The organism is Streptococcus sp. Marseille-Q8145 (assembly GCF_965112035.1).
On the sequence record NZ_CBCOPQ010000001.1, the window covers coordinates 262319 to 286300 of the forward strand.

The 23982-nt window shown below is 41.0% G+C and carries 23 protein-coding genes and 2 pseudogenes; all 25 read right to left on the bottom strand.

Translation table 11 applies throughout. The annotated features are described in order from the left end of the window. Nucleotides 1-60: 60 nt before the first annotated feature. The 25 genes and pseudogenes from tuf to ACWPVL_RS01455 all read right to left on the bottom strand — a co-directional run bounded on the left by tuf (nt 61) and on the right by ACWPVL_RS01455 (nt 23973). The gene (gene tuf / locus ACWPVL_RS01335) at nt 61-1257 is read right to left on the bottom strand and encodes an elongation factor Tu (protein ID WP_005590656.1); all 1197 of its coding nucleotides are present in this window, start codon (nt 1255-1257) and stop codon (nt 61-63) included. A 122-nt stretch (nt 1258-1379) separates the two neighbouring features. Continuing rightward, nucleotides 1380-2378, bottom strand: a complete 999-nt coding sequence (locus ACWPVL_RS01340) for an anti sigma factor C-terminal domain-containing protein (RefSeq protein WP_454386370.1) — start codon at nt 2376-2378, stop codon at nt 1380-1382. Further along, nucleotides 2365-2835, bottom strand: a complete 471-nt coding sequence (locus ACWPVL_RS01345; RefSeq protein ID WP_454386819.1) for an RNA polymerase sigma factor — start codon at nt 2833-2835, stop codon at nt 2365-2367. The genes ACWPVL_RS01340 and ACWPVL_RS01345 overlap by 14 nt, the downstream gene beginning before the upstream one ends. A 305-nt stretch (nt 2836-3140) precedes the next feature. Further along, nucleotides 3141-4076 carry a DUF805 domain-containing protein gene (locus ACWPVL_RS01350; RefSeq protein ID WP_454386372.1) on the bottom strand — a complete coding sequence of 312 codons (936 nt, stop codon included), beginning with the start codon at nt 4074-4076 and terminating at the stop codon, nt 3141-3143. 106 nt (nt 4077-4182) lie between these two features. Further along, nucleotides 4183-4758, bottom strand: a pseudogene (locus ACWPVL_RS01355) (ComEC/Rec2 family competence protein); the annotation flags it as partial. Between the two features lie 79 nt (nt 4759-4837). Further along, nucleotides 4838-5413, bottom strand: a complete 576-nt coding sequence (locus tag ACWPVL_RS01360) for an ADP-ribosyltransferase (protein ID WP_011184671.1) — start codon at nt 5411-5413, stop codon at nt 4838-4840. 55 nt (nt 5414-5468) lie between these two features. Continuing rightward, complete coding sequence (locus tag ACWPVL_RS01365) at nt 5469-7034, bottom strand: recombinase family protein (RefSeq protein ID WP_011184672.1); 1566 nt, start codon at nt 7032-7034, stop codon at nt 5469-5471. Next, a complete protein-coding gene (locus tag ACWPVL_RS01370) occupies nt 7031-8242 on the bottom strand; it encodes a recombinase family protein (protein ID WP_228380115.1) in 1212 nt (403 codons plus the stop codon). Before ACWPVL_RS01370 ends, ACWPVL_RS01365 begins: the two co-directional genes overlap by 4 nt. 84 nt (nt 8243-8326) lie before the next feature. Then, complete coding sequence (locus ACWPVL_RS01375) at nt 8327-8488, bottom strand: SHOCT domain-containing protein (RefSeq protein ID WP_032462744.1); 162 nt, start codon at nt 8486-8488, stop codon at nt 8327-8329. Nucleotides 8489-8881: 393 nt separating this feature from the next. Beyond that, nucleotides 8882-9349: pseudogene (locus ACWPVL_RS01380) on the bottom strand (CHAP domain-containing protein); the annotation flags it as partial. Nucleotides 9350-9359: 10 nt separating this feature from the next. Next, complete coding sequence (locus ACWPVL_RS01385) at nt 9360-9776, bottom strand: phage holin family protein (protein WP_032462745.1); 417 nt, start codon at nt 9774-9776, stop codon at nt 9360-9362. A 10-nt stretch (nt 9777-9786) separates the two neighbouring features. Next, nucleotides 9787-11643 carry a DUF859 family phage minor structural protein gene (locus ACWPVL_RS01390; protein ID WP_032462746.1) on the bottom strand — a complete coding sequence of 619 codons (1857 nt, stop codon included), beginning with the start codon at nt 11641-11643 and terminating at the stop codon, nt 9787-9789. 12 nt (nt 11644-11655) lie between these two features. Beyond that, entirely contained in the window at nt 11656-14544 is a 2889-nt protein-coding gene (locus tag ACWPVL_RS01395; RefSeq protein WP_011184676.1) for a phage tail spike protein, read from the bottom strand. Next, a complete protein-coding gene (locus tag ACWPVL_RS01400) occupies nt 14544-15269 on the bottom strand; it encodes a phage tail protein (protein ID WP_011184677.1) in 726 nt (241 codons plus the stop codon). Before ACWPVL_RS01400 ends, ACWPVL_RS01395 begins: the two co-directional genes overlap by 1 nt. Continuing rightward, on the bottom strand, nt 15266-18385 hold the full coding sequence (locus tag ACWPVL_RS01405) for a phage tail tape measure protein (RefSeq protein ID WP_032462747.1): 3120 nt from the start codon (nt 18383-18385) through the stop codon (nt 15266-15268). The genes ACWPVL_RS01400 and ACWPVL_RS01405 overlap by 4 nt, the downstream gene beginning before the upstream one ends. Before the next feature lie 17 nt (nt 18386-18402). Next, the gene (locus tag ACWPVL_RS01410; RefSeq protein ID WP_032462748.1) at nt 18403-18525 is read right to left on the bottom strand and encodes a hypothetical protein; all 123 of its coding nucleotides are present in this window, start codon (nt 18523-18525) and stop codon (nt 18403-18405) included. 38 nt (nt 18526-18563) lie between these two features. Then, nucleotides 18564-18983 carry a hypothetical protein gene (locus ACWPVL_RS01415; RefSeq protein ID WP_011184680.1) on the bottom strand — a complete coding sequence of 140 codons (420 nt, stop codon included), beginning with the start codon at nt 18981-18983 and terminating at the stop codon, nt 18564-18566. Beyond that, complete coding sequence (locus ACWPVL_RS01420) at nt 18980-19570, bottom strand: major tail protein (RefSeq protein WP_011184681.1); 591 nt, start codon at nt 19568-19570, stop codon at nt 18980-18982. The genes ACWPVL_RS01415 and ACWPVL_RS01420 overlap by 4 nt, the downstream gene beginning before the upstream one ends. Nucleotides 19571-19582: 12 nt before the next feature. Next, nucleotides 19583-19900: a hypothetical protein gene (locus tag ACWPVL_RS01425; protein ID WP_011184682.1), complete on the bottom strand. Its 318-nt coding sequence runs from the start codon at nt 19898-19900 to the stop codon at nt 19583-19585. Continuing rightward, entirely contained in the window at nt 19897-20256 is a 360-nt protein-coding gene (locus ACWPVL_RS01430) for an HK97 gp10 family phage protein (RefSeq protein ID WP_032462749.1), read from the bottom strand. The genes ACWPVL_RS01425 and ACWPVL_RS01430 overlap by 4 nt, the downstream gene beginning before the upstream one ends. Next, nucleotides 20253-20582, bottom strand: coding sequence for a phage head closure protein (locus ACWPVL_RS01435; protein WP_011184684.1), 330 nt, complete (start codon nt 20580-20582; stop codon nt 20253-20255). The genes ACWPVL_RS01430 and ACWPVL_RS01435 overlap by 4 nt, the downstream gene beginning before the upstream one ends. Then, on the bottom strand, nt 20583-20846 hold the full coding sequence (locus ACWPVL_RS01440; protein WP_032462750.1) for a head-tail connector protein: 264 nt from the start codon (nt 20844-20846) through the stop codon (nt 20583-20585). A 3-nt stretch (nt 20847-20849) separates the two neighbouring features. Further along, the gene (locus tag ACWPVL_RS01445) at nt 20850-22037 is read right to left on the bottom strand and encodes a phage major capsid protein (protein ID WP_011184686.1); all 1188 of its coding nucleotides are present in this window, start codon (nt 22035-22037) and stop codon (nt 20850-20852) included. A 15-nt stretch (nt 22038-22052) separates the two neighbouring features. Next, complete coding sequence (locus ACWPVL_RS01450; RefSeq protein ID WP_011184687.1) at nt 22053-22739, bottom strand: head maturation protease, ClpP-related; 687 nt, start codon at nt 22737-22739, stop codon at nt 22053-22055. Next, on the bottom strand, nt 22732-23973 hold the full coding sequence (locus ACWPVL_RS01455) for a phage portal protein (protein WP_011184688.1): 1242 nt from the start codon (nt 23971-23973) through the stop codon (nt 22732-22734). The genes ACWPVL_RS01450 and ACWPVL_RS01455 overlap by 8 nt, the downstream gene beginning before the upstream one ends. Between the last annotated feature and the right edge of the window lie 9 nt (nt 23974-23982).

The window sequence follows — 23982 nt, forward strand, 5'->3', positions numbered from 1 at the left end:
CCGCCGAAGCGAGACTTTTCGTGTCTGATTTTATAATTGTTATCTGGGAACGAAATCGAATTAAGCTTCGATTTCAGTAACCATACCTGAACCAACAGTACGTCCACCTTCACGGATAGAGAAAGTAGTACCTTGTTCAACGGCGATTGGGTGGATCAACTCAACGTCGATAGTTACGTTATCACCAGGCATTACCATTTCAGTACCTGCTGGAAGTTCGATTGAACCTGTAACGTCAGTTGTACGGAAGTAGAACTGTGGACGGTAGTTGTTGAAGAATGGAGTGTGACGTCCACCTTCTTCTTTAGTAAGGATGTAAACTTCACCCTTGAATTTAGTGTGTGGGTTAATTGAACCTGGTTTAGCGATAACTTGACCACGTTCGATTTCATCACGTTGGATACCACGAAGAAGTACACCTACGTTGTCCCCTGCAAGACCTTCGTCAAGCTGTTTACGGAACATTTCAACACCAGTAACAACTGCTTTTTGGATTTCTTCTTTGATACCAACGATTTCGATTTCATCGTTGACACGAACAGTACCACGGTCGATACGTCCTGAAGCAACTGTACCACGACCAGTGATTGAGAATACGTCTTCGACTGGAAGAAGAAGAGGTTTGTCAGTATCACGTTCTGGTTCTGGGATGTACTCATCAACAGTGTTCATCAATTCCATGATGATGTCTTCGTACTTAGTATCACCTTCAAGAGCTTTAAGAGCTGAACCTTGGATAACTGGAAGATCGTCACCTGGGAAGTCGTATTCTGACAAGAGGTCACGGATTTCCATTTCTACCAATTCAAGCAATTCTTCGTCATCAACCAAGTCGATCTTGTTCATGAAGACGATAAGGTGTTTAACACCAACCTGACGTGAAAGAAGGATGTGCTCACGAGTTTGTGGCATTGGTCCGTCAGTTGAAGCTACTACAAGGATAGCTCCGTCCATTTGAGCGGCACCAGTGATCATGTTTTTAACGTAGTCCGCGTGTCCTGGAGCGTCGATGTGAGCGTAGTGACGTTTTTCAGTTTCGTACTCAACGTGCGCAGTGTTGATAGTGATACCGCGTTCGCGTTCTTCTGGAGCAGCATCGATAGACGCATAGTCTTTTGGTTGGTTAACTGATGAAGGCAAGCGACGTGCCAATACAGTTGTGATAGCTGCTGTCAAAGTAGTTTTACCGTGGTCAACGTGTCCGATAGTACCAATGTTAACGTGTGGTTTACTACGATCGTATTTTTCTTTTGCCATTTGAGTAAAAGCCTCCAATAAAATATATTTTATAGATAGACAGTAGGCAATACAGTCTAACTTTCCTTACTATTTTATCAAATTTTACTGAAAATGCAAGCCTTTTACACATTTTTTGTCAATTATTCCTTATCGAGCTTATAGTAAGGCTGATTGGGAACGGAAGCACCGATACTTGAAGCATAAATCCACTCTTTTCCTTCTAATTGAGTGAAATTTTCTGCTTTTCCTGTCAAGATGACACCGGAGAAAGTCAATTGATCCCGATTTTCTGGTTCACGAATATCTAGCTGTCCAAATTTCTTGAGATAGGCATCAACATCATTATACATGTTGTACCCACTAAGACTTGGGAAAAGATTTTTATCTGCCTTTTTCAGATAATCCAAGAAAGTCTGCTGCTCTTTCTTAGCCTCTTTTGCCTTCTTCCTAAAATCTAAATCATAAGTAAAGAGAAGACTAGCGTTAGCTCCATAGGTGAACTGGGGATTGGAAAACAGTTCAATACCTTTTTCACCATCTTCTGACTGGCTGCCAATCCAGTACCAGTTAATCTTGAGGTTGTTCGGTATCATCTTCTGGATTTCCTTATAGGTATAAGCTTTATCAAAAGTCAAAGCTACTTCCACCAATTGATTCGGCATTTCTTTGACAGAAGCAAGTTCTTGAGGGATTCGCTTTGTATCTATTGTTCCTTTAGCATTAATATTGTGGAAGACCGGATATTTTTGACGCAGGGTTCGCGTATAGGTTCCTGAGAGAGACAAATAAGTCCCTTCCGCAGTCGGATCTCTAAAAGCACCTATGAGTGAATAGTTCCCCTCATAGGAAGGATAAGCCACCTTCACTCCATCTAAATCTTTGAAACGATCAGAATGTAAGGTTCCTGAAAACAAAGAATTTTGAGTGTAGTAAAGACTGTCATAGTCAACATTAGGGTAGGCGATTTCCGACATAACTTCGTACTCTTTCTGCAAATTTCGACCATTACTCGAGGCTAATTCTATCAATCCCTTTCCTAGTAAAAGCAATAAAGCTAAGGAGACAAGACTACTGATGGCAACTGTCTTCCAAAGTCGTTTTCTTTTACTTTTCTTCGCTAAAATTTCAAATGTTTCCATTTTTATATCCTTTCCTTTCCAATTTATGGCGGAGCTTAACTCGGCTACGCATGAGTTGTACTTTCACTTTACTTACAGAATACGACATAATTTGAGCGATTTCCTTTACTGTAAAATTTTGGAAATAATAAAGATCTAAAAGCATTGCTTCCTTGGTTGGGAGCTCTTCTATCGTCGACCTTAACAGCTCATAATAGTCGTTTTCAAATGGTTGAATCACATCTTGTTTGAAAAATTCCTTTTGCAAAATTTCTAGATAATACTGATCGCGCCTATAGCGATCGATGTAGCGGCGGATGGAAACCCGATACATCCAAGCTCGCATCTTCTCTGCTGGGATGACCAGATCAGTCTCTAACATTTTGACAAAAACATCCTGTACCACATCTTCTGCCTCGGCCTTAGAAGCTCCTGACTTTTGCAAGTAGAAGACGATCTCTCGGGCAAAGCCAATCAAGATGTTTTCGTATTCATCCAGTTTGATAATCTCACCTCCCCACAACTTCTCCTAACATCTCTCATTATTTGCACTTCTTTAAAAAGAATAACAAAAAAGCCTTTCTATCCCAAATCTCACAGCTGCTACTTCTCATTTGAAACTGCTTTTCTCTATGCAATACTTTTCTCTATGCAATACTTTTCTATTCTTCCCCCTTTCTACTAGTATAACGAATAGAAAGTCATTTTGGTTACAAAAGTTTAAAAGACGACAAAGAAACCCCAGATAGATTGAAACTATCTAGGGTCGATATCTTATAGATTTTATTGAGAGATTGACTCTGAGTTATTGATTTGTTCAGAAGCAGTTCCCAGAGCCTGTTCTGCAGTTTCAGCTTGAGACTGATGAGCTTCTACTGAATGAACTGATTCAGCTGGTTCTGAAACTGATGCTGAGAATGCTGATTGAGTTGATTCTTGAGTTTGGGCTTGGCTAGCAGCAAACGGTTGAGTTGGCTGGTTCACTTGATTCTGACCAAAAGGTTGCTGAGGCTGACCAAATCCTTGATTTTGAACTGGTGCTTGTTGCTGAGCAAATGGTTGCTCTTGGTTAACAGGCTGACTAAACTGTTGGTTTTGAGCTGGCTGTTGAACTTGACCAAATTGTTGGTTTTGTGTCGGCTGTTGTTGTCCTTGGAATCCAGGCTGAGCAAACTGTTGGTTTTGAACTGGTTGTTGAGCTTGACCAAATTGCTGACCTTGGAATCCTTGTTGACCATAAGGAGCCCCTTTAACTTGCTGAGCTGGTTTGCTAGCTTGGCAAAGCAAGACAATCAGAGCAATACCACATGGCAGAGAAACCAAAGCAGCTAAAATATTCAAAACTGGAATGAAAGAAGCTATTGTTGGCCCTACTCCCAGAAAAATAAATGCCCAATGGAAGCCAGCGTCGCGAAGACGACGAACTGTGATAGCAAGATGGGGAACGATCGTTGCAAGTCCATAGATGGCAAGCAAGAACATGATGAACACAGCTAAACCAGCGCCAGCCATCGCTCCAGATAGATCAGGTTCATAATCGTACAATCCCGCATAATAAATTTCACTAAAAAGTGGAATAAGGAAGCCGAAAAGGGCAATCAACGAAAATGGTAGAGTAATCAAAAAATTACATAGGACAACCCACCAGTAATCCGAACGGCTTGAACGACCACTAAAGTCTGCATAACGAGTCCAAAATTTTTTATAAGCAGAAAACATAGAAATCTCCTTTAAATTTTTATTAACAGGGTTCATTGTATCATAATTTTAGTTCGAAATCAAGGTAAGTTAATCCTGGCTCACTCTCAGAGAAAGGAAACAGGGGTTACTTTACCGTTTCGATTTCCCATGAATCCCAGCCACTGAAGCGAATAGCTCCTTGTTCATCTGTACGAAAAATCTGTGTCTTAATGTTCTCAAATCTGTCCAGAGTTTCTCGGTGAGGATGCTTGTAGCGGTTATTCTTACCGGCAGAGATGAGGGCAATTTTGGGCTGAAGCTGATGTAAAAATTCTGGGCTAGAGGATCCTTTAGAACCGTGGTGTCCTGCTTTTAAGACATCCACCTTGAGTTGCGGAAAACGCCGCATCAAGGTAGCTTCGCCTTTCTCCTCTAAATCTCCCGTAAACAAAAAGCTGGTTCCAAAAAATTGTCCATATAAGACGACAGAGTCGTCATTACTGCCGTCGCCCGTCTCCTCAGGATAGAGAACTTGCAAAGCTCCATCAAAAATCGGAAGGCTATCTCCTACTTCTACCGCATGGACTCTCGTCTGCATCCGCTCCAGTTTCTCCACAAAATCCGACTGGGTCAAGCTTCCCTTAGATACATAAATTTCCTTTATAGAAAAATGCTTGGCTACTTCCAGCATATCGCCCATATGATCGGTATCGGTGTGAGTTCTCAATTTGATACAAGCTCAATAAAAAAATGAAACTCCTAATTGAGTTTCATTTGAGTTTCATTTTTTTCTTAACTTATTAATCCGTACCCACTAACTCACAATTTATATAATCATCAATCGAAATCACTTTTAACTTGGCTCCTTTTTGGATAATGACTTCATAATAATGTGTCTCTTCATTATTAAGATTTCCTACATAAAATGCGTTAGTTCCTTTAGGAATTTTAATACGTAGTTTTTTATAAGGATCTCTGAATTCAAATCCTTTGACAAGAGAGGTATGAAGGAAGCCTTTCTCTTTAAAATCAATACATCCTTCCACTTGTGCTGATTCTACCATTTTTTCTAATGTTTCCATACTAACTCCTCGATATACTACAATATCTGCTTTTGTGCTATATTTTTTTAGAGTTTGGTAAATATTTTCTATCTTTTCATCAACAGAACCTGACCTCAATCTACCATTTATGGTTGGCCCAGAAGAAGCAATAATATATTCGTCAGATGGTATTTTCCCCACATACCTTGGTGGCTCATTATTTAGATACTTTGCGACAAAGAGGGGTACATCAGCTTGGGAACTCGAAAGCAAATCCCATTTCTGGCCAGTTCTAAGTATTTTTCCTTTAAGTTTATAGCAAAACTCGTTCATAAGACTTTATTCTTACCTACTTTTTTTACACACATTATATCAAAATTTCATAGAATTACTCTACTACCTCTATTCCATTCTTAAATTTTATAGCCACTGTTTGGTCACAAAAAATTTTAATTTCATCTACCATAGTTTCCCAAAGCAACTCATCAAACTCACTTATAAGCTCACTTTGCTGATTGAGTGTCTTTAAAAATTCTTTGAGGTCTTTTTGATGACTGGCTGCTTCCAGTAGCTGCTTCTCTATCGACTCAATTTCACTAACCAGTGCATCATGCCGCTCGACCAAGTTACTGTACTTTTTCTGATAGGTATCTTGGTCCTGTGGCATTATCGCATTCTCTTTCACTAGATTAGAAACCATTTGAGTGACTACTTCTACCTCGGTTTCAAGCTCAACCAACCTTCGTTCAAGGTCAGAACTTTCCCCAACGTCAAGTAACATTTCTAGATTCTGGATAATCTCATCCTTATTGCTGATTACCTTATTTATTGCTGTTACAAACCAATCCTTAATTTCATCTTCAGTAACATGAGGAGTGGTACACTTCTTTTCGCCCTTGTACTTCTCATTACATTGGTAGATAACCCTTCGATATTTTGATGTGGAGTGCCAGACCTTGCTACCGAAGTAATGCCCACAATCCCCACATACCAGCTTTGAACTAAATAGTGTAGTACTCCCCTTACCCTTTTCTTTCCTATCTAGTGATGCTTGAACTGCATCAAACGTTTCTTTATCTACAATGGCTTCATGGTTATTTTCTACATAATACTGTGGTAACTCTCCCTTGTTAATGTTCTTCTTTTTGGATAGAAAATCAATTGTGTAGGTTTTCTGAAGGAGGGCATCACCCTTGTACTTCTCATTCCTTAACATCCGTTTGATGGTCACAGAACTCCAATGATTCTTACCACTAGGTGAGAGGATACCTTGTTGTGTCAAGTCTTTTGCAATGCTATAGGGAGTTTTACCAAGCAATGCCTGTTGGAAAATGTAGCGGACAGTCTTAGCTTCTTCCTGATTAACAACAATCTCACCATTCTCGCCCTTTTCAAAGCCCATGACGTTGGTATAGGGAAAATGTACCTTTCCTTCCGCAAACTGTTTCCTCAAGCCCCAAGTGACGTTCTCTGAGATGCTACGGCTTTCTTCTTGGGCCAAGCTAGACATGATGGTAATCAACAGCTCACCCTTTGAATCTAGAGTCCAGATATTCTCTTTCTCAAAGTAGATTTCAACTCCGACTTCCTTCAACTTACGAACTGTTGTCAATGAATCAACTGTATTTCTTGCAAACCGACTAACTGACTTGGTAATAATGAGGTCAATTTTGCCAGCCAAGGCATCCTCAATCATGCTCTTAAAACCCACTCGCAGTTTAGTATTAGTGCCACTAATACCTTCATCCGAGTACATTTTAACAAACTCCCAATCGCTTCGAGTTGAAATGTATTCTGCATAATACCTCATCTGAGATTCATAGCTGGTTGTTTGGTCTTCATGATCAGTTGATACCCTCGCATAACCTGCTACACGACGTTTCTTAGGTAGCGAAATGCTAGCTAACTCTGAGTTCCTAGGCGCATTTGCTTCAATAGTTATGACGTTTTTCATAAGAAGTGCTCCTTTCTAACCTTCAGTTCATATTTTCTACCTTTTATAGGAAAGACGGTAATTAAACCTACTGATGAGTCATAAATAACCTTCTTGATATTTTCGGTAACCCAATTTTTATCTGGTTTAAATCCAATTTTATCTTCAAATGTAGCTAATATCCGTTTTTCAGATAGAGTCTTACTAGGACAAGAGGATGTTCCGAACCTGTCTCTAGTGCGGCAACAGTATCTGATGGTTCGGTGTACCTTTTTGGAGTCTACTCTAGTAATCATTATTTTTCCACAATGGCTACACTCGATTAACTCTCTAAAAGTACCTTTGTGCATATGGCTTTCCTGATACATTACCTTGTACCGACGTTCTTTTTCTTGTAGTACCACATCAAAATAAGACTTTGAAACAATGGCTTCATGAGCATCCTCTACAATATACTTATTCTTTTGCCCATTATTTCGTTTAGGATTTCGTGAAAAAGGTTCTCGGTAAGTCTTCTGTAATACCAAACGTCCAAAGTATGCTTCCTGCTTAAAGAACTCTCGGACACTAGAGACTGTGAAGGGATTTCCCAGTCGTGTCAAGACTCCTTGCTCATTTAACTTTTTAGTAATCATTGGGGCATTATCTCCGTCCAAGAACCATTGAAACACCTGTCGTACAACCTTTGCTTCATCAGGCTCAATGACATAATTCTCACCATTCCAACGGTAGCCATAGATATCTTGAGGTGTATGAGGTTGACCCTGTTCAAACTTTTTCTTAATCTGCCATCTTAAGTTTTCACTGATGTTATGCGATTCTTCTTGAGCGACAGAAGCTAGGAGAGTTAACATCAACTCGCCTTCGGAACTTAGGCTATCTATCCCTTCTTTTTCAAAGGTAATTCCTATGTTCTTTTGTCTAAGTACACGCACTGTAGACAATAGGTCAACGGTGTTTCTACCGAACCTTGCAATGGATTTAGTTAAAATTCTATCAATTTTTCCATCATCACATGCCTTTAACAAATCTTGTAACCCTTGACGGTTACTTTGTTCTTTACCGCTGATGCCTTCATCATAATAAACGCCAACCAATTCCCAGTCTGGATGAGACTGAATTAATCTACTATAATAGCTGACTTGAGTGGATAACGAATGATGTAGGCGACTATCAGATACCCTCGCATATGCTGCTACACGCAACTTAGGTTTTTGCGGTGTCATCATCGGTTGAATTCGTCTAACTATTCTCAATTTGATACACTCCTTTCGCTACTATATATCACTCTAAAGGCCTCATTTATCAAGTCTTTAGGTCGATAATCTACTAATAAATGGTTGATATTTTTCAAGCATCTTTTCCTTAAATTGCTGATGAACTTCCTCACTAATAATCCTAGATTTTAGGAGTCTATCGGCCTGTATCATGGTCAGTTGGTAAGTCATCTCATCTTGTAATTTGTCATTAGTCATAATAGCCCTCCTACCTTACTAAGTAAGGCTGAGGGCATTTTTTCCGCTTTTTAGGCAAAAAAAATAAGCCTGACAGAAAATACACTCCATCAGGCTTAACATAAGTTACTGTTTAATTGCCTTTTCCAAGGCCTGTACTGAAGCAACCAATTTCTCATCGTCAAACTTTTGTGACTCTAAGAAACGGTTGAAATCGCCATCGTCTAAGGTTAAGTGTGCTGCACCAGCTGATTGCAACTGAACAACTGTATCAATGTGACCAATCCCAAAGACAGCACCATTGACCACTGCCACATAACCTTGTTTCCCACTTTTTGATCGTACGACAAAATTTTTCATATCCTCATCCTCCGAAGTTTCTACTTTCTTTGTGCTAGTTGCTACCTCATAAGGCAGTCTAAACCAGCCAACCATATAACCAACCAATCCACCACTATGGCTATCAACTAATCGCCCATCAGAATACCACTTTCGTGACACACGTCGAGTGTAACCGCCAACTTCCAGTTGATCGTTGACCCCATTACGGTTACTATCCGAATAACCATCGACATTTTGTTCCACACCTTCAAGTCCAGTACCATCAGAATCCGCTAAACAAACACCGATGTGACCAAAACTGTGACTCGGTACACGAATCACGTAAAAGTCACCCGCCTGTGGGTTAACCCCTACGGCATCATAGGTGACCTGAAAACCATTGGCTTTTGCCTTATCAAGACAGTCAATGGCATTGGTGTAAGACATATTCTTCCCTGTTTCCTCCTGAACGATTTTATCAATTAGAGCCACACATTGCCCACCATAAGGATTGGTAGGCACCGTCACTTTGGTATTGACTTTCGAGAGGGCATTGGCAACAACCTTTTCTTTACTTGTCATTCTCATCCTCCTTATCTTCGTTTAACTGACGTAAGACTTGTTTAATACGATTAGGCACTGGCAATCCAATACGAGTCGCATTCTCCAAGATGGACAGTCCTTCATTACTGAAGTAGAAAAAGATAACAGCTGTTCGAACTGCCCCACCTTGTTTTAAGACATGTAGGTCAATCATGTGGGCAACAGCCACCAAACAGATAATCATGGCTTTTTTGAAAATCCCTTTTTTACCGATAGAACTGGAGAGGTTCTTCTCGACAATGGCTGCCATAATCCCTGTCACATAGTCAATCAACATAAAAATCAAAAGGCCATAAAGAAAGCCATCGATTTCTCCAAAAATAGAACCGATGACCCCACCGATTCCTGAAAACACTAATTTATTAGTCAAAACTTCTTGTTTCATTGTTTCTCCTCTAAGCGGTACGTCGCCACCGATAAACTGTAATATAAGGTTGTAAATTGTTATGAGCCTGTCCTCCTCCAGAATTACCTGTGTTATTTCCTTGAGGATACAATGATGAACTCCCGTCAGAAGAATAATCTCGACGTGTGGCCTGATTACCTGAATTGGCAGAAACATATTGCGGATGTGAGTGAACAGGCATTTCATTGATGGTTAAGGTATGAGTTTTGCTGCCACCTGTTTTTGAAACAGTATTAAATTCGCTTTCTGTCTCAGAGACACCAACCAAAACACGTCCATTCCCAAACCGCTCCCACTTCCCTCCCATAAAAGTTGAAGGACTTTCAGAACTCGTAGACTCATAAATCGTTCCAATCGGATAGAAAATATCAATCAGCTTTTTGTTACGCATGATGATGTCTCCATCAAAATAAGAAGGCTGACTACCATCCACATCAAGAACCCCTCGTGTCCATGCTTTTCCTATCCCCATCCCTGTCGGAGATAAGCCATAAACTACCTTTTCAGGACCAACCGTAAACTCAAAATCCGTTTCATAGAATAAATCTCGCAAATGACCAATGATGGTATAAGACTTGGTTTGGTCATAGGTGCCATTCAGGGTAGCTTGAAAATTCTCTTTGGTATGTTCCGTTGTCGTACTCCAGTTAGCGGCTCCACCTACATTCGTTGTCTTTGTACCAGTTGATAAATCAAGAATATCCCACGTCATAGTGGCTCGATTCTTCTGACTATTGCCTACAATGAGTGGTGCAATTTTTACTTTTCGAATCACATTTAATTGATTCATGGTAGTTCCGACTCGAACTGAAGTAAAGGATAGAATGGGTTTAAAATATTCAAGTAGAGAAATCTCGACTTCCTTTCTCGGACTTTGTCTTCCTCTTGAATCCGTCACAAAAGCAGAGATTTTGGCACGACCAACATGGTTAATACCTCCTACTCCGCCATTTTGTGCAGTAGCTACATTCTGGAGTTGTATCCAGCTATTTCCTTCAAATTTAAACACTTCCGCTCGATAACCACTAGCTGGAATAGTTGATCCATAAATTCCTGTAGCACCATTAAAGGTAACCTTGGGATTTGACTCCAATGAAACAAAGGTATTGCCTGTAATGGCATTTTGAGCAATCGTATTTAAATCCGATAAACTGATAGAGGATAGACTGGGAACCACCGAGCTCGGAAGTTGAAGAGTCACTTGAATCCGAGACTCACCGATGACCTTTCCTCCATAAATGGTTTGTACTAAAATTGTGCCAATACCAGAGGTCGCATTGGGGATTTGAGGAGCTAATTTTGCAACTTCTGGTGTCCAACTACAAGAAGTGGTTGCACCAGTTGCGACCACTCCACTCAAACTACCAAATTGCCAAGTAACCTTGTGTGTAAAATCCCCACTTGCTCTCGTAATAGAAATGGTAATTGGAGAACCCATCATATTCCCAGAAACACTAGCTGTTGAGGACCGTGGAATATCTCGTAATCGTAACGATTGATAACCGGTATTAAGAGTTCCTGGTGACCATCCACCACTTCCTGAAAAGGTCGCAGAAAAACCAATGGTCTTTTGACCATTGGAATTGTGAGCGATGGTGATGGTTTTATCAATGAGATGAAGAGAAGAGTTCATGCTGTACATATCTGGTCTACCACTCCAAGAAAGAGTTTGACCATCTATGGAAACACTGGCACTACAGTTATACATCCCAAAGGTTGTTTGGCCATTTCGTAGCCACAATTGAACACGTACAGTTGAGGTATTATTGGCGGTGCTAGTTCCTGTTTCTTCTACCCTAAGTAGAAGATTGTACCCTCGGTCATTATTACTGCCATAATCTGCCATAGTCTTTCCTTTCTAAGTCTTGCTGTCGATGAAGCGACAAACCAAATGTTTGGGGTTATGCCTTGCAGCTTCTAAACGATAATATCCAACTTGTAGCGTTTCAACGAATACACCATGGTGGATTTTAATCACACCAGAAGTAACGGTCATGACCGCATTCCCTGCTGATTTAATCATCATTCCTTGTGGGGTTAATTCGATAAACTCAGAATTATCTTTCTTACCAATGATGACACCATTATCACCTGCTCGCAGATAAGTGTTCACAAATTGTAAAAGCAAGGCATTACTTTTCAAATCAGCTTCAATAGCTGCGATGCGTTGCGTGTTTGTGACAAAATCCTGATTGAATTTGGTGAGTGTTTCCTTGTTACTCTTTTCAAATTCCTTATAGGTCTTGAGCCAATCAGAAACTTCACTGGCCAGTGCCCTCGCTTCCATATCCACTCGAATCGACTCCGTCTTCTCCGTTAGGATATCCAATTGTTGCTTCATAAAACTTTGGTCTGCTTTCCCATCAATTTGCTTCATCAAATCTGCTAAGGATGGACCTGGAGCGGTTGCTACATTGCCATCCTCTAATTGAACATTCCGTAACCAAACCACATCTCCTTGCGCCCATGCTCCTGAGGATAAGGTAAAGACAAAAGACCATGTTGAATTACTGGACACCTTCCAGCTAGACACCACTCGTTCCCAATTAGCTGTCAGTGAAACAGGCTTTGTTCCACCTAATTCAGAGCCAATCATCATGGATACTGCTCTTGAAGCTTTTAGTTCCACCGAAAAAGTCATGGTCTGTCCAATGCGTGTCCGCAAGTCAAAAAAATCTCGCTTAAAGCCACCACTTCCTGCTTTGGTACAAGTCATTTTAATCGAGATGCCACTGACAGATGTACTATCTTCTACGATTTCTTTTCGCCATTCTGACTGAAGATTAGTGAAACTTGTTTCTCGCATGGCATAGTCATCAATGTAATTCCGACCACCTAAAACAGTCCCCTCAAAGAAAGAAGACCAAGTATAATCACTTGGGTTCGTTGAGGGTGTTGCGGTTGGTCGATTCACCGCCAGACCAAAATAGCGTTTTCCCTTGGGTGAGGGTGAAATGCCTTCTCCTTTTTCACTGTCCGCATACATCTTCCACGTATATAAGGTTTGACCGGTATCTCCCTTATTCCCATATACACCAATAACCACTGGTGTCGTCGACGTTTCATTTCCATCAGTGAAAACAGTTCGTTTGTAATTCCAAAGATATTTAATGGTATCCGTTAAAACAGGAATGGTTTTTGACCAACCACTCGTTGATGTGAGGACTCCTGTTTTTTGATTACTCGCTAAATAGTATTCTTCGATTTGGGAAATGCTGACACCTTTGTCTCCTTTTGGACCTGGAGTGAGTGACAGTTTAGAAAGTTGACTCTTGGTAGCTAGTTCTTCGCCTCTCACTTTTAAGAGTGGTGTATCAATTGAAATATTCCCATTGGAGTCCAATGAAAATACTGGCTTGTGACTTCCAGGAATAACAACCTTGTTGGCATTGACTTCTATCGCATTTAAATACTCAGTCAACACCTGATGAGAAACCAAACGACGCATCCAAGCAGAATTGGACACGGTTAGTTCATCTATCTTTGCTTTTTGAATAGCCGCAAAGCGAATTTCTGCCGCCTCTGAGGATAAATAGTCAACTGCTGCTTGATTGCCACTCCGAATTGCTTCAGCTTTTGCTCGCTCAATCCCATCTTCTACATCCTTGTTTACTCGACTCATATTGAAATCAAGTACACGACTGAGATTGGCTCGCTCCCTTTCAATCTGACGTTGAATCTTTCCATCATTGAGAGTTAAGAGCTCATTTGCGACAGATGATATTGGATTTCCTGACACCCCTTGTCCACCAAACGCGACCGTATCGTCAAATGAGATGGATGTGATTTGCTCTGTTAAGGCATTAAAGCGATAACCAACTGCTCTTTTGACCACATCAACTTGATGAAGTCTACTTTTTAGGGTCACCTCGTCCCCCAACTGCACCTCTTGCCCATCTAGTTCAAAGGCTTCAATCTCAATCACTTCTGAAACCTGATCTAAATGGTCATTGCTAAATTTTGCCATCGCCCATTGTCTCAATTCTTCCTCGGTATGGAGATTATTGTTCTCATACTCCGCCTCATGCACATAAGGATATTGATGGATGAGAGGACTCTCCACCATAACCGAAAGAGTTTTCTCTTCCTTTTCACCTTCTGGCTTAAAAATTGAGGACGCATAAATGCGAGTGACAATAGACTGACTAGAACGAGTACGATCAAACTTTTCTAAGTTATGATGCGTTGAAATGACCACCCCACGATTCTTTCCTCGATGTTCTTTGATAGTGAACAAAAAGTTATCACGAACCAACTCTCCCTCCCAAGTTCCTAAAATAGAATGTTTCCCATCCATCAACACTTGGTAAAGTGTAGCTGTCTCTGTCGTATTAAACGACCGTTTCTTTGTAATATCACTATCAAAAGAAAAGGGTGCTATATCTCTTTTAGCTTTTGAAATCAATTGTCCAAGGGCACTTTGGCAGGTCACATTTTGATTCGAAACTGGTAGAATAGAGCGACGCATGATATCATCCGTAATATGTTGGCAAGTCACACGAACCCTATCGTTTTCTTCAACTGGTTTCTTAATCCGAAAGAGTTGTTTTTTGACATATGGTACTGGACATAGTATCAATTTATCTGTCACCAACTCTTTATAGATGCCTGAATCTGTGATGGGATAGTCAAATTGAAGCGTAAAATCTCCATTCAAAGTTTCTTCAACTTCCGCACTCAAGGTTTCATGAAGAGGAAACCCATTCCATTTTGGAGTTTTAGTTTGTCCGTCTAACAAAAATAACATTACGTCCACCCCCATAATATTTCAATGTGAAGACTGGTGATTCCAGTACCAAGAACAACACCAACTTTCTTGTCCTTTTGATTGGCATCAAGCGTGATAAAATCTCCTGACCAATGAACCAACTCTCCACTTTCCGTCAAAAAACTAGGATGACTTGGGTCATTATCCATAACCAAAGTTTTGTTTAGTTGCTCCAAACCAATAACTTGTTCACCGATGGTGAAACTTGTCTCTCCAGTCGATTTACCTGAAACAGTAATCTTAGGATAAGACAGAGCTGAACCAAGCAAGGGAATCATCCCATTCTTCGTTAAAGTATACTCACTCACTTTCTTAAAATATCGAGTGGGGTGACACAGAAAAGTTACCTCCATGCTGAAGACTCCTAAATTATCTTGAACAATATCAAAACTATCCACCTTATAGCACCAGTACCGAGTCATTTTCATGCGCTCACTTTCAAGCCAAAAGCCTTCACGAGTTAAAAGTGCAGAAAATTCATTAATTTGTTCCTCAGTCGCACCAATAAGGTGAATCCGATAAGCTTTCTCAATCGCTTTTCGGTGCTTATTGGTCAAAACCAAACCACCACTCAAACCGTCATGTTCTTGCAGTTGGCTTTTAGAAGTCGGAATATGAAAACTTGGTCTATCTTCCACGAGTATCTTGTAAGGGAATGAGGCCGTTGATACACCGTCTATGATTAAAGCATTATGTTGGATCACAAAGTCACCCCTCTCAATGATTGTTGACGAGTTAACTCGTCATGAATTCTTTCTGCTACTTGATTGGCTAGTCGTTTGATATCGGCTTCTTCTCTTATCACTACATCTGTAATGGAAACATTGATGAAATTGCCACCAGTTCCCATGGTTGAGGCGATTCCTTCACCGATTGCCGCAAGATTCTGTTTGGTTAAAGGCAAGACAGCCTCTTTCCCAGCTTCACCACCAACCATCAGTTGTTTCTCATTCATGCCAAAGGCTGTCGGTTTCGTTAGAATCCCACCCTTGGCATACCAAGCAATCGAAATCTTAGGCAAACCGCCCTTTAACCAATCAAGTGGATTGGCAGAACCACTCACAGAAAAGTGAGGTAAAGGAATATGTGGCCATGAAATCTTAAAGTTAAACAGATTCTTGATGGCATTAATGGCAGAAGATACAACATTTTTTGCACCATTGATGGCGTTTGAGATAGAATTCTTGATACCATTCCAGACACTTGAAACAGTGGAGCTAATACCACTGAGAATACTAGAAATGGTCTGTTGAATGCCAGACCAGCCACTGGATACAAAAGAAACAATTGAAGAAATCACTGACGAAATGACGGATTTTATCGTGTTCCAAATAGAAGACACGATACCTGAAATGGCAGATAGGATATTGCTGATGGTATTTTTGATACCGTTCCAAGTGTTGGAAATAAACTGACCAATTGCTGACAAGATAGTCGTCACAATTTGTTGAATAGCTTGCCAAACTCTTTGAAGAACACCCTTAATGGTTTCCCATGCACCAGACCAATCACCAGTAATAGCCTGCATAATGGCTTTGATGATTCCTAATACAACTGTGATAGCTGTTTCTACAACCGTTTTGATAATCTCCCATGCCGTGGTGATGATTAACTGAATATTTGCCCAAGCAGCTTCAAGATAAGGGCCAATCAAAGACATGACCGTCTGAATAACTGTAGAAATGGCATTCCAGACCGTTTCCACTGCTGCTTGTATAAGGGCTTGATTTTCTGTCCACCAAGTGGTAAGAGTTCCCCAAATCGTCATGATAAAGGTAGAAATCTCTTGAATGATCACAGAAATAAAAGCATAGATGGCATTCCAGATTTCAATGACTGCAGTTCTAAAGCCCTCATTGTTTTGCCACAGTTCTTGAATCCAAACGACTAATAGGGTAATCACTGCTATGATGCCTAGAACTGTTCCAACAATCGGAGCTGCTGCAACGACCAATCCTCCAATGGTCGTTCCCATGGCGACTGCTGCCGCTTGAAGGGCTAAGAGTCCAGGTAACAACAGACCGACAACTGTAATTAACCCCCCCATAATGACAATAAAGGTCTGAATGGGACCAGGTAAGTTGCTGAACCAATTGGCGACAGCTTGTAGTAATTGAGCCAATAATTCTAAGACTGGTGCTAGAGCTTCAGCTAAAACACCACCAACCTCTGCCATGGCAGCTTTAGCAGTATTTTGTGCAATCGTAAATTTATCAATCGGATCAAGTGTTGCTTCATAAGTTGACGTCACAACTCCTAAAGCATTCTTAGCAGTCCCTGATAAATCATTAAATGAAAAAGCACCACGCTTAATGGCATCGACCATTCGTGGCGCAGCTTTTGAACCAAAAACTTCTGAAGCGAGTGTCAGACTCTCTGTCTCATTTGTTGAATTCTTAATTTGTTCAACAGTTTTTGCCAGACCATCTTGTAAGGTTAAGCCATCCTTGGCATAATTAACAGCCGCTTTAGATAAAGTAGAAAGTGCAGCACTTGAATCGACACCAGCTTTTTCAAAGCGTCCCATTAAGGCGACACCCTCGTCAAAGGATAACCCAAGTGACTTAATTTGAGGAGCACCAGATACGACCTTACTCATTAGATCCTGAACACCAACCCCAGTTTGTTGGGAAGTAAAAGTGACCGTATCAAGTACCATGGCGAGGTCTTTAGACTCAAGACCATAGGCTTCAATGGCCTGTTTGGCAGAAATAGCCGATTGCGTCACATCCGAACCATTGATTTCAGAATACTTAATCAGTAATGCTGAAGCCTGTGATAAAGCATCTCCTGTTAAGCCAAACTGAGTATTTAATTCCCCAACCGCACTACCTGCTGTCGCAAAGTCTGTAGGAATGGAAGTGGCGAGTTCAGTCGCAATATCTTGCATCCCTTCAAGTGCCTTTCCACTAGCACCAGTCTTGGTGATGATGATATCCATTCCTTCATCAACTTCACGAAAAGCTTCAAGAGATTGTTGCCCAAATTCGATTAACTTTTGAGAGAGTTCACCCAATCGGTCTCCAAACTCCATAAGGATATCTGCTTTTAATAAACCATTGGTTTGTTCAAGGCTTGCTGCAGATTGTTGGGAGGCATTGGAAAGCCCCTCCATTTCCTGTTGGAGATTGTTATAGGCTGTCTTAGTATCGTTGAGTGTTTTCTCAAGCCGATTGGCTTCGACAGAATTCTCGCCATATTCTGATTTGGTTAGTTCTAACTGACGTTCTAAATTCGCAATTTGACGCTCAACGAGTTCAGACTGACTAGCAATTCTTCTTTGTGCTAAGGCTAATTTTTCAGACTCTGAAGCATTTGAACCAAGCTGACTCTCTTGCAAACGAAAGGTGGAATTGAGTTTCTCACTCTCTGATGCTAATTGGGCCTGTTCAGCTTCTAAACTGTTTAATTTCGACCGGTTGCTTTCAACTGTGTTTCCGTGAGAATCAAGCGCTCGATTAACTCCTTCAAGTTTTGTTTCATAGCTTTTTAGGACATTTTGTGTTGTCTCAACTTCACGTTGGAATGCTCGATATTGTTCTGCACCAATATCCCCACGTTGGAATTGCGCTTCAACTTGACTTTGTGCCTGACGTAAGGTTTCTAATTTTTCTTTCGTGGTCGCAATCTGTTTTGAAAGCACCTCTTGCTTTTGAGTAAGGAGAGTGACATTGCCAGTATCAAATTTCAGTGCTTTATCAATTTGTTTCAGCTCTTTAGTGGATTCCGCTGATTCTTTATTTATTCCCTTCAAGGCTCGTTGTAAAGGTTGGGTGTCACCACCAATCTCAATCGTAATGCCTTTGATGTTACCAGCCATAGTTCTCCCTCCTTTCTCTAAAAGTTATCAAAATCAGCTTGGGTTGCTCGTCTAGTTTGTGGTTTGTCAGAACGCAAGGCGACATAATCCGTCTGATAATCCAGTGCCATCCCAATAGAGATGTGTTTTAAATCATCCATAGATAGTCCAGTTTCCTTGCAACAGGACAAGTAGCTTTCTACCGTGAAGATTTCTTCACTCGCTTCATCGGTTTCATCGACTTTTTTCGAGTCGACATTCCTTGATTTAACATCTCCATCAAGACTGGACCAATCTCCTGAATCGGTAACTCCTCCATCTCCATAAAGAAAACATCAAATGCTTTCACCCGTGGATTGGCTGATTTGGCAAATACCCAAAATAGTCGATGAAAGAAGGTCATATCGAAATCAGAAAGAATGGAGACATCCATATTTTGTGCGGTTAGCTCCTCTCCTTCTTCTAACTGATTAAGTTGGTCTAAAATAGACTTGGCATTAATCATTTGAAAGAGGTCTTGAAAGTAATCTTTACCGAATTGTTCTTTATAGGCAATCGGCGTGTAAGCATTACTTGCTAGTGGGTAAACTTTCCCACAAATCGTCACCTGTTTTCTCATGTACGACTACCTCCACTTGCGACAGTTGGCTCATATACAGACTTAAACCAATTTTTCTTCACTGTTTCGGGGGTCTCTTCTGTTGTCCGACGACGAACCACCTGATCAAGTGGACGTGGACTGGCTGTGAATTTCAATTCCACTTCATTGATATCACTACCATTCTTGGTTTTTGAGCCTACTGTTGGTCGAGAGGCATAACAGTAATAGAGGACATGAAGTGTCTCCTTCTTATCCCCTTCAAAACGGAACATTAATGCGAAGTTTTTCCGAGTTGCATTGGATGATTCCGTAATCACCTTATTGGTATCATCTAGTGTTTCTCCTAACACTCGAGTTAAGAACTCTTGTGTTAAAAGGGCAACCTTCAAAGTTCCACTATAACCATCATTAGACTCAGTCGTATAAAAGTTGATATTATCCGCTTTGTAGGAACCTGAATCTCCTGTTGCTTCAAGGGTCAACTCTGCAGCACCTCTTAATCGTTCAACATTCCCATAGGTTAAGGCTCCGTCACTCCCTTCCGTTGTGACTTCTGCCCAGTGGACATCTTGTAGACCAAACGTGACTTTATTTTTTTCAGCCATATGTTCTCCTTCTTAAAATGCAAAATGAAAAGCAACCTGATAAAGTTGCTCGGTATCAATATAAGTTTCAACCTTGTCAAAAAACAAATGTTGTTCCGTCAGAAAAGTTTCAATCTTCCCTTCAACGTCGAGGTCTTTCTTCCTTGTGTAAAGTTCAAGAATGAATTGCGCGCCCTTATGGTAAACCTGATTGTCTGCCCCAAAGTTTTCTGATTGCGGACTATAATAAACCATAAAAGGCGGACTTGGACTGTGACCTTCTTCGAAGTGATGATAAGCAATCGGAAGATGTAAGGCTTTTAGCTGTTTAAAAAACTCCTTTTCACTCATAAGTTACCTCGAATCTTCTTCTCCAAAGCTTGAACTGCTTTTTGTTCAACGGGGCCAATATGAGGACGCCCGGAAACTCGACCACCATTTTGTTTGGCATAGCCATTCTCAAGTAGATGAGTTAGGCCTGGTGTCCGATTATGAATCGTTTTCGTTTTACCAGTGGACGTGCTACTCGTTTCCTTTGAAGTCCACCCTCTCACATAGCGACCACTCCGCTTGGGCGATGTAGATTTTAGAGTCGCAATCGCCTCGTCCGTTACATCATCGACTGCTTCAACTACCGTCTCTGTTGTTTGATGCAAGTATTCCTCTAGCTCCTTTTCAATAGCCCTACTCAGTTCATCAGCTCTCATGGCTCTTCCTCCACTCGACATTTGACCATTTTCTTTTCAAAAAAGACATGGTCAATTGAAAGAATATTAAACGATTTCCCTTGAAAGATGAGTTGTGTATTGGTGGTATCAAGTGAGGCGACTTCTGAATCATATCTAAGAGTGACTATCAGCTGAAGTTTTCGTTTCGTTTGACCCACTTCAAATATCTCATCACTATTTGCTTGATTCACACTAGCCCATCGTGAAAATAAATTAGTAAACTGACTTGTTTCGTTACCAATATCATCTTGAGTAATCACACGTTTCTTGAAAAGAACTCGCTGGTTTAAAGGTGCAATTTTCATTTAAAACACCTCTTTTCGCAAACCACCTAACAGATGATAGAGCGTCTCTTTCAAATCATGATGGTTAGCCTCTTCTCGATGCTCGAAAAGATAAGCTACCGCATAGAGCATTGCGGAGCGAATAAGCGGTGTATCCACCAACTCATCCACTCGCAATACGTCTTTGCAGAGTTCTTCACTCGTTGCAATCAAGACTTTTATCAAATTATCTTCCTCAGAAGTATCAACTCGTAGATAGATTTTAGCTTCTAAAAGCGTAAGCATATCTTACCCTTTCATGGTGAGCACTTTGACAGCTTCAGGAAGAACCAATTTCCCATCCACACGTTGGCTACCCAAGAATCCAACTTGACCACTAGTCGCATACAACTCGTTCAGACGTTTGAAGGAACGCCCTTGACGGTCACTAATCCAATAGTGGGAGAAATCCCCAAAAGCAAGAACTTTTTGCCCAGAAGCAATTTCTGGGGCATAGCTTGACGTATAGTATGGTCGATTCAAAATCATATCTGGTACTCCTGCTTGAACAGATGGTTGCCAGATGTAATTTCCGTTGTTGTCCTTCAACTTACGCAGAGCCTTGATAGTAGAATCATTGAGAATCCAAACGGAATTCTTACGGTAAGGTGACTTGAGAGAATGATAAAGGTCCATCACATCATCAAAGGTGATGTTGGCACCTGTTGAAGTAACCCCTTCAGTAACTGTGGTAAAGACACCAGTTGGTTTACCAGAACCATCACCAATCAAGAAGGCTTCTTCTTCCTTAGACCCAATGCGTCGAGCAAACTCTTCTGCCATATAGGATTCAAGGTCAAAGACAGAGTCATGAATCAACTCCTCTGAAATCTTGATAGCTGTCCCAACCTTGTAAGCACCAAGAGTCACTTGGCCAAAGGTTTCTTCACTCTCTGGGTAAGTACCATTTTCATCCATCCACGCAGCCGTACCATGACCTGTCACCACTGGAATCTTGCGCTCACCATTTGAGGTCTTGATAATGGTTGCCAAACGACGGAAGAAGTTCTCCTCTTCAAGAGCCTTAATCAAGCGGTTCTCGTATTCATCAGGTACCAAGTAACCACCTTGACCATCATTCCCAATGTTCAAGGTATTATTAACGTCAAAGAAATTCTTTTGACGCACATTTTTCCAGAATGATTGGTTGTAAACAGTTGAAGCCGTACCTGTCTTCTCATCACCACCAGCATCAGTTCGTGGTTGAGAGACAATAGCCGCGCTAGTTGCTTGTGACAGTTCACGCTCAATACGTTCTTGGCGTTCCAAACGGTCAATCTCTTTTCCAAGGTCAACCACTTCTTGTTCCAACTTATCGTAGTGTTCACTATCTTCCTGTGAAATCATGCCCTTTTCATCACGACATGAATCTAAGAAGTTCTTGGCTTTATCCCAAACCTTGGCACGTTTTTCTCGTAGTTCTAAAATTTTGTCCATAGTATAAATGTCCTCCTAGGGTTTTAATAACTGTAGTCGTTTTTCCAAGGTGCTTACTGCAACCTTGGGTTTATCTATCAACTGTTCACACTTGGCGACCACTTGATTGGTTACTGTCTGCATTGAAAATGCATAGGCATCTTGTGACTCATCATTGTCATGAGTGCCATCGAAGATAATCTGATCCGCAAAACCTAACTCAACTGCTTTCTTTGCATTGAGCCAAGTCTCTCCATCCATGAGGTTTGAGAGTTTCTGACGACTTAGAGATGTCTTAATCTCATAAGCGTTGATAATCGACTCCTTCACTTCATTTAGAAGCTGAATAGCTTTTTCCATCTCACGTTTGTCACCACTCGCAAAAGTGGCCGGATTATGAATCATCATCATAGAGACTGGACTCATGTTTACAATTGTTCCAGCCATGGCAATGACAGATGCTGCACTAGCCGCAATGCCATCAATGTTTACGGTGACTGCTCCTTTATAATCCATTAACATGTTATAAATCTGAGCCGCCGCAAAGACATCTCCACCCGGGCTATTAATCCAAAGTGTGATATCTCCTTGTTCTGAAAGCAGTTCATCTTTAAAGAGTTGAGGAGTTACCTCATCCCCAAACCAAGATTCACTGGCAATCACACCATTTAAAAAGAGGGTTCGTTCCCCCTCATTTTTGGCCCAATTCCAAAATTTATGCATCTTTGATAAAACCTCCTGCGTCTTCTAACTTGGTCATGTTGCCATTGACCAAGTAAAGGTCACCACCTTCTTCTTTTGAAAGTGGGTTCATGTCCTCTAAGCGTCTAATATCATTTGTTGACAACCAACCATTTTGACGGCCTATGGCATAGCCATTCATCCGACTCTGGTAGTCCCCTCTTAACAAACCGTCCACATTGAACTTGATAAAGTAGGTCTTCTTCTCATCAGGTAAAAGCAGAGCTTTTTGAAAGGCTTGTTCAAATCGAACTACCCAAGGATCTAGCGTGTACTTCACAAACTCCAAGGACTGTTGTTCAATATTTGAAAAGGAAGATTTCTCCAAGTCACCGACCATATGAGGTGGTATCCGATAGAGTCTTGCAATTTCATTGATTTGAAACTTACGTGTCTCTAAGAACTGGGCTTCATTGGGTGGAATCCCAATAGTCTTATAGATCATGCCTTCTTCAAGGACAGCAACCTTATGGCTATTGTTTGTGCCTTGATAGACTTGATTCCACGACTCTCTAACCTTACTGGGGTCTTTGAGAATACCGGGATGTTCCAAAACACCTCCGGGATTCGCACCGTTCGCAAAGAATGATGCACCATACTCTTCAGTCGCCAAGGTCATACCAACGGCATTTTTTGCCATAGCAATCGGTGAGTAGCCAATTAAACCATCAAAGCCAAGGCCAGGAACATGTAAAACCTCACTTTTTTTGAGAATGATATTTCCTTTATCTTTGAAGTTCGGGTTGTCCTCTTCACTACGTTGATAAACATAGTAGAGTTCACCCTTATCATCACGCTTGACGGTCATCCTATCTGGCAACAAGGGATACAAGGCTAAGACCTGCCCTCTTCCATCACGAATAATCTGGGCATAAGCATTGCCCCAAATCAATAGATGACTCATGAGTGTCTCACGAAAGACAAAGGATGTCATGTCTGGATTTGGTTCATCATGAAGTAGGTAATAGAGCTGATGATTAACATCTTGTTCCTTGCCTTCATCCGTATGCTTGTAAACATGAATGGGGAGACTGGCAATCGCCTCAGCTAAAATTCGCACACAGGCATAGACTGCAGTGGTTTGAAGAGCTGTCATTTCATTGACATTCTTCCCTGATGTGGTTCGTCCAAAGAGGTACGAAAAATCCGACCCCTCATACGAGTTGGTCGGTTTGTCTCTTGCCCTCTTTAAGCCTATCAATTCTAAGATTCCCATAGAGCCTCC